The 15,093-nt window shown below is 52.6% G+C and carries 14 protein-coding genes; 4 read left to right on the plus strand and 10 right to left on the minus strand.

The features are described 5' to 3' along the window. The first annotated feature begins 160 nt into the window (after positions 1 to 160). Complete coding sequence (locus IPN28_01300; GenBank protein ID QQS57482.1) at positions 161 to 3,460, plus strand: hypothetical protein; 3,300 nt, start codon at positions 161 to 163, stop codon at positions 3,458 to 3,460. 27 nt (positions 3,461 to 3,487) lie between these two features. Here the strand turns inward: IPN28_01300 and IPN28_01305 are convergent, their stop codons facing one another. The 8 genes from IPN28_01305 to IPN28_01340 all read right to left on the minus strand — a co-directional run bounded on the left by IPN28_01305 (position 3,488) and on the right by IPN28_01340 (position 11,237). Beyond that, positions 3,488 to 4,324 (minus strand): FTR1 family protein, encoded by an 837-nt coding sequence (locus tag IPN28_01305; GenBank protein QQS57483.1) that lies wholly within the window; start codon positions 4,322 to 4,324, stop codon positions 3,488 to 3,490. A 26-nt stretch (positions 4,325 to 4,350) separates the two neighbouring features. After that, positions 4,351 to 4,812 (minus strand): cupredoxin domain-containing protein, encoded by a 462-nt coding sequence (locus IPN28_01310; GenBank protein ID QQS57484.1) that lies wholly within the window; start codon positions 4,810 to 4,812, stop codon positions 4,351 to 4,353. 91 nt (positions 4,813 to 4,903) lie between these two features. After that, a complete protein-coding gene (locus IPN28_01315; GenBank protein QQS57485.1) occupies positions 4,904 to 5,062 on the minus strand; it encodes a hypothetical protein in 159 nt (52 codons plus the stop codon). A 28-nt stretch (positions 5,063 to 5,090) separates the two neighbouring features. Continuing rightward, entirely contained in the window at positions 5,091 to 7,049 is a 1,959-nt protein-coding gene (locus IPN28_01320; GenBank protein QQS57486.1) for a hypothetical protein, read from the minus strand. A gap of 125 nt (positions 7,050 to 7,174) precedes the next feature. Then, complete coding sequence (locus IPN28_01325) at positions 7,175 to 7,519, minus strand: hypothetical protein (protein QQS57487.1); 345 nt, start codon at positions 7,517 to 7,519, stop codon at positions 7,175 to 7,177. Continuing rightward, positions 7,519 to 9,288 carry a hypothetical protein gene (locus IPN28_01330; protein ID QQS57488.1) on the minus strand — a complete coding sequence of 590 codons (1,770 nt, stop codon included), beginning with the start codon at positions 9,286 to 9,288 and terminating at the stop codon, positions 7,519 to 7,521. Before IPN28_01330 ends, IPN28_01325 begins: the two co-directional genes overlap by 1 nt. Positions 9,289 to 9,438: 150 nt before the next feature. Further along, positions 9,439 to 10,326 (minus strand): alpha/beta fold hydrolase, encoded by an 888-nt coding sequence (locus tag IPN28_01335; protein ID QQS57489.1) that lies wholly within the window; start codon positions 10,324 to 10,326, stop codon positions 9,439 to 9,441. A gap of 29 nt (positions 10,327 to 10,355) precedes the next feature. Next, positions 10,356 to 11,237: an alpha/beta hydrolase gene (locus tag IPN28_01340; GenBank protein QQS57490.1), complete on the minus strand. Its 882-nt coding sequence runs from the start codon at positions 11,235 to 11,237 to the stop codon at positions 10,356 to 10,358. 190 nt (positions 11,238 to 11,427) lie between these two features. Between IPN28_01340 and IPN28_01345 the strand changes: the two genes are divergently transcribed. Beyond that, entirely contained in the window at positions 11,428 to 11,913 is a 486-nt protein-coding gene (locus tag IPN28_01345) for an Hsp20 family protein (protein ID QQS57491.1), read from the plus strand. A gap of 124 nt (positions 11,914 to 12,037) precedes the next feature. Continuing rightward, positions 12,038 to 12,592 (plus strand): Hsp20/alpha crystallin family protein, encoded by a 555-nt coding sequence (locus tag IPN28_01350; GenBank protein QQS57492.1) that lies wholly within the window; start codon positions 12,038 to 12,040, stop codon positions 12,590 to 12,592. A 69-nt stretch (positions 12,593 to 12,661) separates the two neighbouring features. Here the strand turns inward: IPN28_01350 and IPN28_01355 are convergent, their stop codons facing one another. Further along, positions 12,662 to 13,174: a hypothetical protein gene (locus IPN28_01355; protein ID QQS57493.1), complete on the minus strand. Its 513-nt coding sequence runs from the start codon at positions 13,172 to 13,174 to the stop codon at positions 12,662 to 12,664. A 2-nt stretch (positions 13,175 to 13,176) separates the two neighbouring features. After that, the gene (locus tag IPN28_01360) at positions 13,177 to 13,524 is read right to left on the minus strand and encodes a PadR family transcriptional regulator (protein QQS57494.1); all 348 of its coding nucleotides are present in this window, start codon (positions 13,522 to 13,524) and stop codon (positions 13,177 to 13,179) included. 193 nt (positions 13,525 to 13,717) lie between these two features. Here IPN28_01360 and IPN28_01365 point away from each other — a divergent pair, with 193 nt between their 5' ends. Next, a complete protein-coding gene (locus tag IPN28_01365) occupies positions 13,718 to 15,040 on the plus strand; it encodes a calcium-binding protein (protein QQS57495.1) in 1,323 nt (440 codons plus the stop codon). Positions 15,041 to 15,093 lie beyond the last annotated feature (53 nt).

Here is a 15,093-nt window from a genome sequence, read left to right on the forward strand (position 1 = left end):
ATCCTTAGCGGCCATATTAACTAAAAAGACTACTGCGAATAGTCATATTCATTGCTTTTAGGGAACAAAACATTTAGTATTAGGGACCAAACAAAAAAATAACTATAATTTTAGTCTTGGAACGATATTATTAGGACCGCGAAAATAGGCGCAGGGTGTTATGGGACAGAGTGTTTTATCCGGTACGGATCAGCAGGGAATATATAAAGCCGCCAAGTCGATGCTCGACCGACATGTCGATTCCCTGGGAAAAACGGGTGAACTCCCCCTGAAAGCCGTTCTGCTTTATAACAACACCCAGACCCTTTTGAACCAGCCGGACGCCGAAGAAAAATTTCTTACCGAATTCAAAGGCATGTCGGAAGAGGAACGCAACGCTTACTCCCGCCTGCGTCTGGCTTCACATCTACTGGACACGGGCGCACACATCATCGCCCACCGTAACCGCCCCGACGATGCGGAACATAACGCCTATAATATTGAAGAAATGCTCAAACTGGCCCGCCAGGCCGGTTACACCGCTCAGGATATCGAAGAGTTTTTTGCAGACATCAGAATCTGGAAAGCCATCACCCCTCATCCGACCGAACATCTGGATGAGGAGGGCATTGAATTGTTCCGCCAATTGGTCGCAGTTGGAGAAAAACCCGAAGAGGAACGTCCCGCAGCACTGGAGACGGTCATCAAACAGATGACCACAAATCAGATTACGCCCAAAAGACGGCTGACAACCTTTGAGGAAACGGACCAGGCCATAAGACAGGCGGAAGTATACAGACAAGGCCAGCGCGAAATGTTTCGCCGCGTCAACGCAGCCGTAGCCTCGGCCTTTGATGGTTATATCATTTCTCCTGACCTCAAACGCGCCGAATCAAGCATCAGCACAGCCATGAGAACCTGGCACGCCGGCGGAGACGCCGATGGGAAAGCCAACGCCGACCGCTGGGCGCTGCTTTACGGAATGCTCAGCCTGACCCGCGGTGCGGTCGAAGATCACTTGAACGACCTTGAAAGAGCCGAAAAACTCGTTGCAGAGGATGAATGTGATACACTGCGGGGAACCTTCCAAAAAGCCGCGCAGCCCTTCACCTTCGCCCGCAAGGCTCTCGAACAGCTAAAAGACAGGATTGACCTTCTGGAAAGCCGCTTTATTGATATCGACGCCGGCGGAAATAAATCCCACAAGAAGGAGGCGGATTACGAAGTCATCAAGGAAGAATTTTCCAGTCTTTTTAATGGCGTCAACATTGGTAAAATCAACATTGAGACCCGCAAAGGCTTTGAGCGCGAGATCGGAAAATATTTCAAACATTTGTCGCAGACGATCCTAAACCCGGAAGCGCGGCAGATCATGGCCGAATCCGACTTCCTGATGCGCCAGTACGGCCTGTCCGCGGCGATCATCGAAACCCGCCATAACGGTGTATTGTTAAAGGACACGATGAACAACATTTTTAAGGATGAGAAATTTATTGAATCCTTGAAAATGCCTGCGGAAATGCGAGATCTTCTCAATAGCAAACCTTCCTTCGCGGGTGGTCATGGCGAGGACGGTCTGAGCCCGGCCGATCAGAATGCGATTCTCAACTTTGTCGTAAAGGCCACGACGTCCGAACAGCGCCGCGAAGCCTTCCTGCGCGCAAACCCGCTGGAAAAGGATGGAAACGGCTATACCGTGCAGACCCATGAAATTTTCGAGCGCTACAGTCTTATATCCGAGAACCCCGAGCAATTCGGCATGGCAATCGTGGCCGAAGCCGATGAAATGTCCACCTCCTATCAGCGCTTCCTCGCCGAACCTTTCGGCGCGACTACACTCCTGCATACTCCTTTGAACGAAGAATACGAAACCATTCGGGATATGCCCCAAAATATGTTGAAGCACCACCAGAACGGCGGTCAGCACGATATCGGCGAACGGGCGCTCGTCGGCTCCAACGGTTCCTGGTACGGCCATAATTTGGTCCACGGCCAGATGGTTCCCTGCAGCGACTCGGGCAAGGAATACGGACTTCTGGTCCGGGTTCTTGAAACCGAGGGATTCCGCCAAACGACCGCTAAATCGGCCGCAGGAAACTTCGCAACACTGATCAAGCGCGGCAACGGCCTCTCGCTTGAGCGCGGTGGCGGCGACGACATGATGTATACGCGTTACATCGCGCAGATTTTGAGAGAATATGCCGAAGAAAGAAAAAAACCCTTCGATCCCAAAGACCCCCATGACCGCGTCTTGTTACAGATGGGAACCTTCTTCTCTAACACCGAACAGGGCCGCGCCATCCGAATCAATAGCGCGACACCCAACCAAGTGTCGGACGACTTGTGCGAAAAAATGGGTGAAATGCTCGGACGCCGCTTGGAGCTTGAAGGTTTGGTACACAAGGGAACCTTCATCCCGCCGCGCGGGACATACAGCGAAAAAACGAATACATTCGTGATGGAAACCGCCTACGACATGATGCAGCTTTACAGCGCCTACCGTCACGCCCGCAGCGAGAATGACGAGGAAAGCGTGATCAACAACTGGGCAACGATCGTCTCGGATCCATCCTTAGCCGGCGCAGGCAATAGCTCGGCCCGCGCCGCGTCCAAGAGTAAAGGAACAAAAGCCGAGCGTTTAACAGCCCAACGGGCGATTGGCAGCAACATCTGGATTGCGTTGGCACGGACGCGCCACGACGGCTATTTCACCGCCGGAGAATTCCTGGAGCGGATGCATAGAAAATACAATAATAGCGGGCTGAGCATACGACACGTTAAAGAATTTACCGTCGATTCTCAATGGTGGCGCCGCAACTTCTTTCTCCGCGCCCTCATGCCGGCGGTCCGGTCCGACATGAAGCACGGCTTCGAGAAGCTGGGTCTGCCGGACATGACCTTTGACCGCGCTATGGAAATTGGTAAAAGCGTGAAGATAGAGGAAGGCGTTTTGAAATATGACAACCCAACGGGGGAAATTACGCCGGAACAGGCGCTGCACGCGGCATTCTTCGAGGATCAGGTTTTGCTGGCGGCTTTAACGGAAGCGGGACTGGCCATAGACGAAATCGATTCTCCCTATAACAAACCGATTGAAGAACTCATAAAAACGGTTCGTCCTGACGATAATTCAGTAAACATTCTGTTTGGCAAGAGAACAATGGCGCGCTGGCCGCAACTCTTGGAGGCACAGGAAAGCGAAAGGCAGGCGCTGCCGGAACTCGTTATGACGGATTTGTATGAAGACAGGATCAGGGAAAGCGAAAATATCCCCGATGCCACAAAACGGCTGGTCATCTCCGCCACCAGAGCGGGAACGATCCCTCACCTCCCGACCGTTCAGGGCTACACAGCCTACGGTCGGCGCACAGTGCCGATCTGGGGAGACAAAGCGCTGATCGCCCCTCCGAAAAACTTCCGCCCGGAAACTACACCGGAAGCGATACACGAACAGCCCGACCACACCGGCGGAATGGCCTGATCAGTCAATAATTTTGGTAAAAAGCCTTCACTCGGCAGAAACGAAAGCTTCGGCTTTTTTCACCGGACGTCCCGCGAATTTAAGCGCAACGGTCAGGAAAACGAGAGTCACTACGAAAGCAATCAACTGGATCGCAGAGGGCTGCGCGGTATAACCGACCAGCGCCTTGAGACTCTCCCCGGCCAGATTCTCCTCGGACAACAGCCAAGACGTATCCCAGAGAGTAAAGGACAGGCTTTGAAAATTATCAGCGGCAGTCAGAAAGCCTACCGCCTGCACAACCATTCCGGCAACGACGAGTGCCAGAAGCCAGCTGGTAACCTGCAGGAAAGCGCGGGTGGAAATCTGGATCAGCCCAAGATAAAGAAGAATCCCGACAACGCTGCCGCCGACAAACCCAATCAGCGATCCGGCCATAAGCTCAGAGACCGTCGCAATCTGGGAATAATATTGCCCTGAAAGGAAGAGCGAGATCTCGGCTCCCTCCCGCAGGATGGCCAAAGCAATCACGATCGAAATACTCATGTAGGGAAGACGCCCCTCAGCGACCGCCTCCCCGACCCGGGTGAAATGCGCCTTCATCTCCCGCGCATGGCGCTTCATCCAGATCAGCGTCCAGCCGATAAAAGCCGCCGCCGTAAAAAGGATTCCGGCGTTGAAATACTCCTGCCCGAACCCTTCCGCGAACTCCGATATCTGCCCGGTGAAAAACGCCACCAGCAGGGAACCGAAAATCCCCAACCCGAATCCCATCCCGACAGCCATCCAGCGCTTCGGCACGGCCTGCGTCGCGGCAATCACGATCCCGACGATCAGCACGATCTCGAAGACTTCACGGAAAACGATGACGGCGGTGGAAAACATCGGAGACCTTCTTTTTCAGGAACTCATTATTGACCGGCAGGCTTTTCGGGGGTCGTCGCGGAATCGGAAGGAGCCGCACCTTCGCCGGAAGAAGCCTCAACAGCACTCATGCCCTCGCCTGAAGCGGGAGCCGGACTCTCGGAACCCGGAACCTTGGCGACAATCTGCCCTTGCGCGGTCGCGGGGTTGAACTCGCCGAAGAACGGATAGGTTCCCTCCTTCAGTGGTCCGATCAATACGATCCCCTTGCTATTACCGCGGATAACCTTCTCGCGGTTCAACTCATGGCTCTCGAACTCCTCGGGGGTTGCATCTTGATTATCCACGATCAGCTTCACTTTCTCGCCGGCGGGAATCTCGACGGTCGAGGGTTCAAACTTATGGTCTTTGATGACGACCGTGATTTCCGTCACGGCAAAAGCAGAAACGGAAAAAGCCGGAACAAGAGCAACAGCGGCAGCAAAACCAAGGATATTCAGGTATTTCATAACAAAGGTTCCATCTACATGTGAAGTTGACTTTGATAGTCACTCTCATCTACATCGGAGTCATGTTCAAGTCAAGCCTTTACTGAAAAGACTAGAAAAACCCGAAGGACAGCCCGTAGCGGATATAAAGGGTAATCCCGATAGACAGGAACGAGAACACAACAAACAGCACGATGCCCAGCGCCGTGCTGAATATCTTCTGGATCAGCGAAAAAACCAACCCGAAGAGCAAGGTAAAGGGTTTAAGCACAAAGATCCCCTTTCAAGGACTAAAGCTGTTAAGCGCCGACGGGTTGCAGATCGTGATCACCCGCAGGTTCCGAAGTTCCGATATAATTGCCTTCGCGCACTCGATCCAGAAGCTGATAGGCCACTCTCTGCTGCACAGCGGGAATATTCCGTGCTGTCACACCCTTCTGCTTGCAGGCATCCTCGATCATCCGGTTGACACGCTCAACTGCGTGTAACAACTGCCCGCTCTCAAACCCGTCATCGTAAAGCATCTCGGGAACGGTTTCGAGAAACGCATCGATACGCGCCTGCGCCTCCTGACCCCACTTATCGAACATCTCATCGAAATATTCCGGTCCGGCGCGATCCTGCCCTGCAGGCACGGAACCGCCATTCTTGAGATGCTCCCGCTTTTCAATTTCCAAAGCATCCTGCGCGACAGCCTCAAGCGCCGCCGCGCCGCCGATGGCCTCGGCAATCTCGAACTCATATCGCACCTTATGCCCATTTTTATAGTAGCGGTCAGGATTGCCGTTCGTGATGTCCGTTAAATGGCTGGGAAGGGCGGGCGCAGGAGCGGATGTTAACTCCCCTCTATGCTTCTTAAGCACATGATTGAGGCCCGTCTGAGTCTTGTCCCACCACATGGCGACAGTCAAAACATCCTGCGTAGAGGGTTCTTTAATTCCATTGTCGACGAGTTTTTGGCGTGAAGCCTCCATCAGAGGACTAATCATCGAAGCCGGACGGACGGTCATAGGCTCGGATAAACCTTCCTTCTCAAGTGCCTTTTTGACTAGCTCGGGATCGGGCTGGCCAGGAACGCGGCCATACTGTCCGGTCAGATACTTGCTCATGGCATCAGTAAGCGATGAAGCACCACCAGCACGACCGAAAAGAACATCATAAGTGGCCTCTGTCGTCGTATTCTTGGCGTGGGGCGTTACCTGCATAGGATGACCGAAGCGGGGCAAAATCTGGGCTTGTCTCTTATAAATATCAATCTGCGCCTGACGCCAGCCAATCCGGCGAGCCGAAAACTGACCTTCAAACATCGCTTTAATCGCGGAAGCCGCACCGCCCGGACCTTTCGCCTGAAAGAGAGCCTCATAAACTTCACGATCAAAAACGGGCTCAGTGCCACGGTATCGGAACCGCAGAGCCATGAGCGATTCCATATCCGCCTCAAGAGCACGAAGATTAAGATCGGGCGCCCTGCGGCTCACACTGCCGCTAGGATGGTTTTCAATAAGTTCCATCATCTTGAGCGCCGAGGGCTGCGCGACATTCTCGCCCATACCCGGATGCCCGACATCGATCCCATCCGCCCCGGCCTCGATCCCGGCCATATAGGACGCATAAGCCAGACCGTGAGAATTATGCACATGAAGGAAAACATCCTTATCGTACTTTTCCTTCAAACGGCTGACCAGCTCGTAAACGGTTTCCGGTTTCACAAGCCCGCACGGATCCTTGAGATAAAAGTCTCGTACACCCATCGCCGCCAGCTTCGCCGCCGAATCCATATAAAGATTCATATCGAACGCGGGCGTATCGCCCACGCAGATCGCGCCCTGGGCATAAACCTTGGCGCCCTCGTCACGGCATTGATTGACCGCACGAATCGGAACCTCCTGATTCCGCGTGTCGTTCAAACCGTCGAAAATGGTAAACCCGTTAATCCCGCTATTGACCATCTCACGTACATAAGCCTGTATCACATCATCGGGATTGACGTCGTAACCGACCAGAACATCCCCACGCACAAGGATGCTCATCGGCAGCACCGGATAAGCCTCGCGCACGATCTTCTGCTCTTCCCACGGATCGCGCCCACGCAACATGGGAACATGGAAAAACGTCCCGCCCCCGCCTTGCACGGAATGCCAGCCCACCTGCTCCATATGCTTTTCCGCCTGCGTCATTTCGGTCGCGGACGGCTGCATCCCAAGATTCGACTGGTAGGAGTCGCGCATCGTATTGTTGAATTTGACTGGCTTATTCATAGACTCACCCTGAGAACGCTCATTTTCCAATAATCATTGTAATTCAAGTGCTTGAACCTTGCAAAAAATACGATTCTTGTCAAAAACAAACCGCGCTGCACTGCAGCGTAACCGTTTGTAAAACCTTAGATTTCTCCCTCAAAAGGCTTCAAGGATAAAAACTCGTTATTCTGAAGATAATACTCCAACGCCTCCACAAAACCCTTATCCTGGCGGGTATAGACAACAGCCTGACTGGTTAAGATCGACCCGTCAGCAGACACGGTGCGAACATGAAAAGTCCGCAGGGCATTCACCCGTTCGCAAATTCTCTCCAGCGTCTCATCCGCCGATTCCGTCTCCGAGGCAACGACATGGAGCATATTCTCCTGATCCAGCCCTAAGGCGCCCACGACTTGAGAATCATCCTCGGAAATATAACCGCCGGAAACATCCCAAAGCTTAATATATTTATCCTGCCCGACCATCATCAATACCCATCAGGTTCCGGCATCGGCGGGTGATGCGCCCACGGAAGTTTGTCAAACCCTCGTGTCAGATCGATTTCCGTTCCTCGGGGATGTTCATGTATGGCTTCCATTTTCCTGAAATACTCATTGCGTTGTCGGTCATCCGCAAGCGCGATAAAAAAAGCAACCCCGTTGCCGAAAGCAAAAGAATCACGCTCGAGAGGGTTGTTCTGATAGTGATCCTGATTCTGCTCATGCGTCACATAAACGTAGCTTCCGGCGGAGAAAAACCGGGCCTGATTGTAAAGAGGATGCTCCGGCTTAAGGCCTTTCCACTCCACTTCCTTGGCAAGATAATCCTGAAAGCGGTGCTGCTGCTCATGCATGACAGTATTCAGAGCCTGATAAAAATGCTCCAGCACCCCGGCATCCGCGTTGACGTTCAGATTCATCCTCGCATTGGGCTGACGCCAGAGATAATTCCCGTAAGTGACTATGCTTCCGTTACCATCAGGGTTTGGCACAGGGGGAATATCGACCGTTTGAATATAAGCCGGACTGCATCCGAAAATCTCGGCGTGTAGATTAACCGCGTGCTGGAGAGTACGAATTTTCTGATAATCCCTGTAAGTATCCCACTCAGTTTTGGCCTTCTGGAGAACAGGATCATTGGCCATCCGTAACAGCAATTCACCTTGCCGCTCCATAAGGAATTTTTTATAGTCCGGCGTCAGCGGATAACTCTCAAGAATTCTATTGATGGCCTTATTCAAATCCTCTGGAATTTTCTCTCCGCGGCCATGAATGTCGCTGGCCAGGTTTACAACAGCGCTCTGCGCACCGATGCTCAGGCTGCGGATATCGGCGGGGAGAATCGCCTGAACGGCATTCCACACATCCTCCGGCGCCTGAACCTTCATATTCGCGGCATAAAGAATCTTGGTCGATTGATAGCGGCTCTTGGTTCCGGCGTTGATATCCTTAATCATGCGCTGGGCAAAGTCGGGATCCTCAGGTTCCGTTTTCTCTGCAACCGTTTGAAGAGCGGTATCTGCAAGCCATGAGGCATGACGGCGCGTGGGCTGGTTCATAAACGGGTGGAACCCGTCCGCCTCCCAGAACATACTGTCTTCAGCCGGAACATCGCCAAAAGTCCTGTAGGCTAGCTCCTCACGCGGACTCCCCTTTTCTCTTGTAATGTTTCCATAGACCAGCCCGTCTTGGTAGAGCCGGGCGCAGGCATAAACGATGCTGTGAAACGCACGGTTGAAATCATCTTGAACAGCCGTTGCCCGACTGATGGTGACTGTAGGAACCGGACGGCTACTCCCTTCGGAATAATGCACTTCCGCCTCCATGAGTTCGGTCGTATCAATCTTCGCATGGCCCGAACGGATATCGATGCCAAAAGCCTTTCCAAACTGACTTTGGATCTGAAATATGACGCCCCTGCGTTTGAAGAAGTCAGACTCTTCCCACTGCGTCTTCCATTTCTGAAAATCGCCGCTTTCAACAGCCTTTGATGCAAAATCAGCAATCGCAGCAGCATCCGAGGAAAACTCAATCGGGCGGAGATTATCCAATACAAAAAGATCGCGGAGCATCCCTTCCTGATACAGCAGGGTGCGATAGGCTTCCGGCGTCTCGGGATTAATATTCTCGGCATATTCCTCACCCAAGCGGCGCATGAGATGACAGCGGGTAAAAAGATCAAGCTGCTGCAACTGATCAAACGAGGCACCCTCGACCTGATCCCAGACAGTCTTTTTCTCAAAATCGATGGTTAACATCCCTAATCACCCGTCATGACCGAAGCCAGAACCATAAGGCGCAATTCCGCTGCGCTTATTATTAACCCCTGATTATAACGATCTTTCAAAAATTAGGGAAGAAAAGATTTTTTCGAAACGACACAAAATAAATACTTTAATATCAATATTTTAACCAGCATCAAAATGTTGCTTGAGAAACCCCAGAACACGCGCTTTATACTCTTCTGGAGCATATAAATAGAAATCGTAATGCCCCGCCCCCTCGACCATCCAGAGTTCCTTGGGTTCCGGCGCCCGCTCATATAAAGCCAGCGTTTCCTCCGGCAGAACATGGGGATCCTTGCTCCCGCCAATAATTAGGACCGGAGCTTTCAATTCCGAAATACTGTCGATCGGCCGAAGCAAATCGGGATCAAAGCCTAGCCGCCAACGCACCTGCCCGACCAGCAGGGGCAAAAGCCAGTGCGCCGCCTGCCCTCCCAAAACTTCCGCGAACCGATGCTCTCCTGTCTGCGCCAGTGAAGGATAAACCCCCTCCAGAATATAGGCATCGGCCGCAATCACCTGCCCTTTGACAAACAAAGACGCTCCGCCAAGTGAAGGCCCGATGATGGCAATCTTCTCCATAGGCAGTCGCTCTCGAATAATGTCTAAAGCCGCCCTGACATTCGCCGCTTCCTGATATCCAAGCGTCGAGTTTTTCTGCTCGCTCTCCCCATGCCCCTGAAAATCAAAAACAAAGACAGAATATCCCGCTTCATGCAAAAACCGGACACGATCCAAAGACATACTCTTATGTCCTCCGTGCCCGTGCAAAAGCAAAACAACTCCGCGGCCTTGTGTGCCGGATATGAACCAGCCCTTTAACCCCGTCCCCGCCTCATCCTTGAAAGAAGTGACTTCGACCGGAAAATCCTTGGGTACAGGTTGATGGAAATTGGGAAACGGGCCGATGAATAAGCTGCCAAACTGCCAGAGAATAATCGCCACCGATCCAAAGAATGCGATCAATAACAGAAAGATGAATCGTGCAATACTCTTACGCTTTTGTCTCATCGGAACATCACCCGGCATAAAATACAGGATCAATCATGGCGCTTCCTGAGGTGCGCCTGCAGAAAACCTAGAACCCGTTTCTGATATTCTTCTGGAACGGTATGAGAATAATCCCCGTGCGGCATCCCCTTGATGATCCACATTTCCTTCGGTTCCGGGACATAACGATAGAAGGTCATAATTTCAGAGAGGGGAACATAAACATCCTCGCTGGCAGCAACCATCAACAAGGGACCGGACAGATTTTTCAGCCCGTCTGCCGGGACGAAGGTCTCGGTATTAAACCCAAGCCGATAGGAAAGCATTTTAAGAAAAATAGGTGTGTAGAAAGGAGTATTAACTCCAAAAAATTTATTAAGATTACTTTCAGAAAACCTCTTAAGCCCCTTAAACGGACTCTCCAGCACATAAGCATCAGCGGAGACAGCATTGCCTTGTGAAAAAACACTGACAGCGCCCATGGACGTCGCCACTATTCCAATTTTCTCTGCCGGAAACCGTTCGCGCAAAAACTTCATCGCTGCAACGACATTATAATACTCGCGGTAGCCGAAGGTGGCGAACTCACCACTGCTCTGCCCATGCCCCTGAAAATCAAAAAGCATAACCGTATATCCGGCCTGATGAAGAAACCGCGTACGCTTAAGCAAGATATTTCTATGCACCGAATAGCCATGCAAGACTAGAACAACACCCTGCCCCTTCTGCCCCGGCACAATCCACCCGGCAAGACGAGCACCAAGCTCATCCTCAAAGACGATATCCTCAATCGGAAGATCGAGAGGCCGGACAAGTTCAGCCCCCGGAAAAGGACCGGCAAATACCTTAGTAAGTCTCCATAGCGAATATCCCTCAAGAAGGCAAAAAATAATGAAAGCTACAAAAAGAGAATAACCAAGAGCCTTCCACATACTCTGATATTAGACATTTTTATTTCCCGATCCAGAGCTATTGGCTCTTAGCACTCAAACGAATAGACTGCCAAAAATATCTTGACTTTTTCGGCAATAGGAGTAGAGTGGGAAAACACAAACGGATGCCTAATTGGGTCCGTAACATATTGAAAATGTTTGTTGAATCTTGCTTTGAAAGGAGATCACTATGACAAACGTCCTTACACTCACTACCCCCTTATTGCGTCAAACCGTAGGCTTCGACAGGTTCAATGATCTGTTCGAATCGCTTCTGCGCGACACCTCCGAAAGCTTTGACAATTATCCCCCGTATAACATCGAAAAAACGGGCGCGGAGGGCTACCGTATTACGATGGCCGTCGCCGGGTTCCAGCAGGAAGACCTCAACATCGTCCTTCAGGACGGCGTTCTCACAGTCTCCGGCCGTACGAAGAAACAGGAAGACCAAGAGGGTCTGCAAATTCTCCATCGCGGAATCGCAACCCGCTCCTTCGAACGCACTTTCCGTCTGGCCGATTACATCAGGGTCGATGAAGCAGACTTGAGGGACGGCCTGTTGACGGTCTCTCTGACACGGGTCATTCCCGAAGAAAAGAAGCCGCGTTTGATCCCGATCAAGGACAACGCTGTCGAAAAAGCGATAGAAAGTAAAACAAACAGTAAAAAAGTCTAACCCCCGAGAGGACCGCCAGCAGGAGCTTTCTGTCCGCTCCCACCGGACTGGGCTTCTCTGGCGGCACCGCCTTAAGGAACTGCGTATTTTTTTAGCAATCAAACCAAAAGTGATGGAGATGAAAATGAATATCGAAAAATGGGCGCCTTGGAACTGGTTTAGACATGAGCAGGAACAGGCAAACCAGAAGCCGCAGGGGACGGACCTCACCTTCTATGGCAACAACCCCTTCGGCGAACTGCACCGGGAGATGGACCGGATGTTTAATCAGGTCTTTCAGGGCGCAGGGTTTCCGGCCATCAAATCCGGCTTTCCGCTTCCGGCCTTCTCGCCGACCCTTCTCAAACCCAGCGTAGACATCAGCGAATCGGAAAAATCCTACGCGATCACAGCCGAAGTCCCCGGCGTGGAGGAAAAGGACGTGAAAATCGAACTGGTCGGCAACACCCTGACCATCAGCGGCGAAAAGAAACACGAAAAGGAAGACAAGGACAAGAACTGGCACCGTATTGAACGCTCTTACGGCTCGTTCAAGCGTGTCCTTTCTCTGCCCGAGGACGCTGTGGCCGATGAAGCGGAGGCAACCTTTAAAAATGGAATCCTCAATATCAGCGTCCCACGCAAAGCTCAGAAAAAACCGGCCAACATCCGGCAGATCGAAATCAAGAAGGCAAGCTGACAAAAAGTTTATAACTCACCGACTCTGAACCTCTCCCCCGCCCGGTATCAGGTATATCGGGCGGATTTTTTACTTGTTCGCGCCCGCGATAATAAGAAAGAGAATCAGAAGGACAGCGGAAATATAAGTTCCGATTTTTCCGGGTCGGGTCCGGAATTTAATGATTCCGGTAATCAGAGCCATGACTTCGCAGATCAAAAAGAATATTCCGCCAATATCCTTCCCCTGACCGCCTGAAGCCTCGGCAATCAAACCAATCAAAAGGGCGATAAAAACGCCGCCAATGCTGGCCCTGGCGCTGAACTGACCGACCCAGGCCGTCGGATCGCGGTCCGGCGAAGCGCTCAAGGCGACCTGCTCCCCAAACGCCTGCGGCGCATCGAAATTGCTGAGAATCTCTTCGACCACTTCTTTCCCGGCTTTTTCCTCGGGCTGTCCGACGATCTCAAGCACCTGCTCCTTCAGGCTTTCGACCACAGCCTCGATTTCCTCCTTGTCCGCCCCCTTGCGTCTCATGGAGCGGCTGACTTTCTTCAGATATTTTGTGAGCCGTTTGCGTCCGGCGCGGGAGAGATGATCCATGCCTATTCCTCAATCTGCTCAAGCAACCGGAGAATTGCCTTGTTAGTGTCGTCCCAATAATGCCGCATATCCTGCAACCGCCTCTTTCCAGACGCTGTGAGTTTGAAATAGCGGCGCGGTGGCCCTGATTCCGACGGCCCGGTCCGCACACTGACCAGCCCCTCTTTCTTCAGACGGCCAAGCACAAGATAAAGCGTACTTTCCTTGAACGCCAGCCCCGGATACTCTTCCAGTTGCCGCAAAATCGAATAGCCGTAAGCCTCCCCCCGCGACAGAATCGCGAGCACACAAAGCTCGACCAGACCCTTTCGGATCTGCGAAATCCAGCTATCGACGGACAATTCGCTCAAAGCACTGAACCTTGAATTCTATTGTTATTACAAAGGGTTTTAACACACCCGACATACCCATCATACCCTGAAAATTGGTACTCTGCAACGCATTACTCTGCATAACAGTACTATGTATTGACAAGTAGCGTAATACAGAGTACCTTGCCAAGCATTACACCCGCAAAACATTATGACAACAGGAGTGCGTGAAATGTCTATCTACAAACCCAATGCAATCATTCTCGGAAGTCTTCTGGACGAGCTTCTCCTCGGTACGGCAGGCGCAGATATAATCTCAGGCTACGCGGGCGATGATGCCATTTTCTCCGGCTGGGGTGACGATGTCATCATCGGCGGCGCGGGCGGCGATCTTCTCGTCAGTGGCCGCGGACAGGATTTCCTCGCCGGAAAGCGGGGCAATGACGCCCTTTTCGGCGGAACCGGAAACGATCTTCTGGTGGGCGGCTCCGGTAACGATGCTCTCTTTGGCGGACGCGGCAACGATGTTCTGGCCGGAAATGCCGGACAGGACATTTTGGCTGGAGAAGATGGCGATGACGCCCTTTTCGGCGGCACGGGCGATGACCTTCTGGCCGGAGGGAACGGTAATGATCTTCTCGCAGGAGAATCCGGAAACGACGCCCTTTTCGGGGGATACGGCCACGACGTTCTGGCAGGCGGGATCGGCAACGATCTTCTGGCCGGAGAACAAGGTAATGATATTCTCGATGGCGAGGCCGGAGACGATGTTCTCGCAGGCGGCGAAGGAACGGACCTCCTTCTGGGCGGTATCGGAAACGACGCCCTGTTCGGTGGAAACTACAATGACGTCCTGAACGGCCAGTCCGGTCACGACGCCCTGTTCGGTGAAAACGGAAACGACATTCTCGCCGGAGAACTCGGCAACGACCTTCTCGCAGGCGGCAACGGCGATGATGCCCTCTTCGGCGGCGCCGATAATGACGTGCTGGCAGGGGAAAGCGGTAACGACCTGCTCGCGGGGGAAACGGGCGATGACGCCTTGTTCGGCGGCACAGGACACGATTGGCTTTCCGGCGGCTGGGGCAATGATCTTCTGGCCGGAGAAGAAGGCAACGATGCCCTCGGCGGCGATGCCGGAGACGATGCCTTGTTCGGCGGTTCCGGAAATGATGCCCTCTTCGGCGGGATCGGCAATGACCTGCTCTATGGCGGCGCGGACGGGGATATCCTCTTCGGCGAAGCCGGGAACGATGCCTTCCTTTTCGACGCGGAAAGCATCGCCTCCGGTCCCGATATCATCGGCGACTTCACCAGCGGACAAGATGTGATCGTTCTGGCCGACCTGATCGATTTGGATGCTTTCGATCCCCTCACCCAATCCATCAACGACTTCATCCTGACTCTGGAAGTGGACGGCAACACGGTCATCGGCGTTGACGCCGACGGCACGGGAACGGAAGCAAGCTTGCAAATAGTGGCAGCACTGGCAGGAGCGACCGGACTCGGCTCCGCCGAAGACATGATCGCCGCTGGCAGTATCGCTATCGTATAAGAAAAATAACGAAACCGAAAAAGGCGGCTTCTGCCGCTTTTTTCTATCAAAGA

The sequence above is a fragment of the Alphaproteobacteria bacterium genome, assembly GCA_016699735.1.
Classification (GTDB): Bacteria; Pseudomonadota; Alphaproteobacteria; order Micavibrionales; family Micavibrionaceae; genus JAGNKE01.

Excerpts from the sequence above, each read along its gene's own strand:
- IPN28_01300 (QQS57482.1), top strand. The coding sequence starts at position 161 with ATGGGACAGAGTGTTTTATCCGGTACGGATCAGCAGGGAATATATAAA.
- IPN28_01305 (QQS57483.1), bottom strand. The coding sequence starts at position 4,324 with ATGTTTTCCACCGCCGTCATCGTTTTCCGTGAAGTCTTCGAGATCGTG.
- IPN28_01310 (QQS57484.1), bottom strand. The coding sequence starts at position 4,812 with ATGAAATACCTGAATATCCTTGGTTTTGCTGCCGCTGTTGCTCTTGTT.
- IPN28_01320 (QQS57486.1), bottom strand. The coding sequence starts at position 7,049 with ATGAATAAGCCAGTCAAATTCAACAATACGATGCGCGACTCCTACCAG.
- IPN28_01325 (QQS57487.1), bottom strand. The coding sequence starts at position 7,519 with ATGATGGTCGGGCAGGATAAATATATTAAGCTTTGGGATGTTTCCGGC.
- IPN28_01330 (QQS57488.1), bottom strand. The coding sequence starts at position 9,288 with ATGTTAACCATCGATTTTGAGAAAAAGACTGTCTGGGATCAGGTCGAG.
- IPN28_01335 (QQS57489.1), bottom strand. The coding sequence starts at position 10,326 with ATGAGACAAAAGCGTAAGAGTATTGCACGATTCATCTTTCTGTTATTG.
- IPN28_01340 (QQS57490.1), bottom strand. The coding sequence starts at position 11,237 with ATGTGGAAGGCTCTTGGTTATTCTCTTTTTGTAGCTTTCATTATTTTT.
- IPN28_01345 (QQS57491.1), top strand. The coding sequence starts at position 11,428 with ATGACAAACGTCCTTACACTCACTACCCCCTTATTGCGTCAAACCGTA.
- IPN28_01350 (QQS57492.1), top strand. The coding sequence starts at position 12,038 with ATGAATATCGAAAAATGGGCGCCTTGGAACTGGTTTAGACATGAGCAG.
- IPN28_01355 (QQS57493.1), bottom strand. The coding sequence starts at position 13,174 with ATGGATCATCTCTCCCGCGCCGGACGCAAACGGCTCACAAAATATCTG.
- IPN28_01365 (QQS57495.1), top strand. The coding sequence starts at position 13,718 with ATGTCTATCTACAAACCCAATGCAATCATTCTCGGAAGTCTTCTGGAC.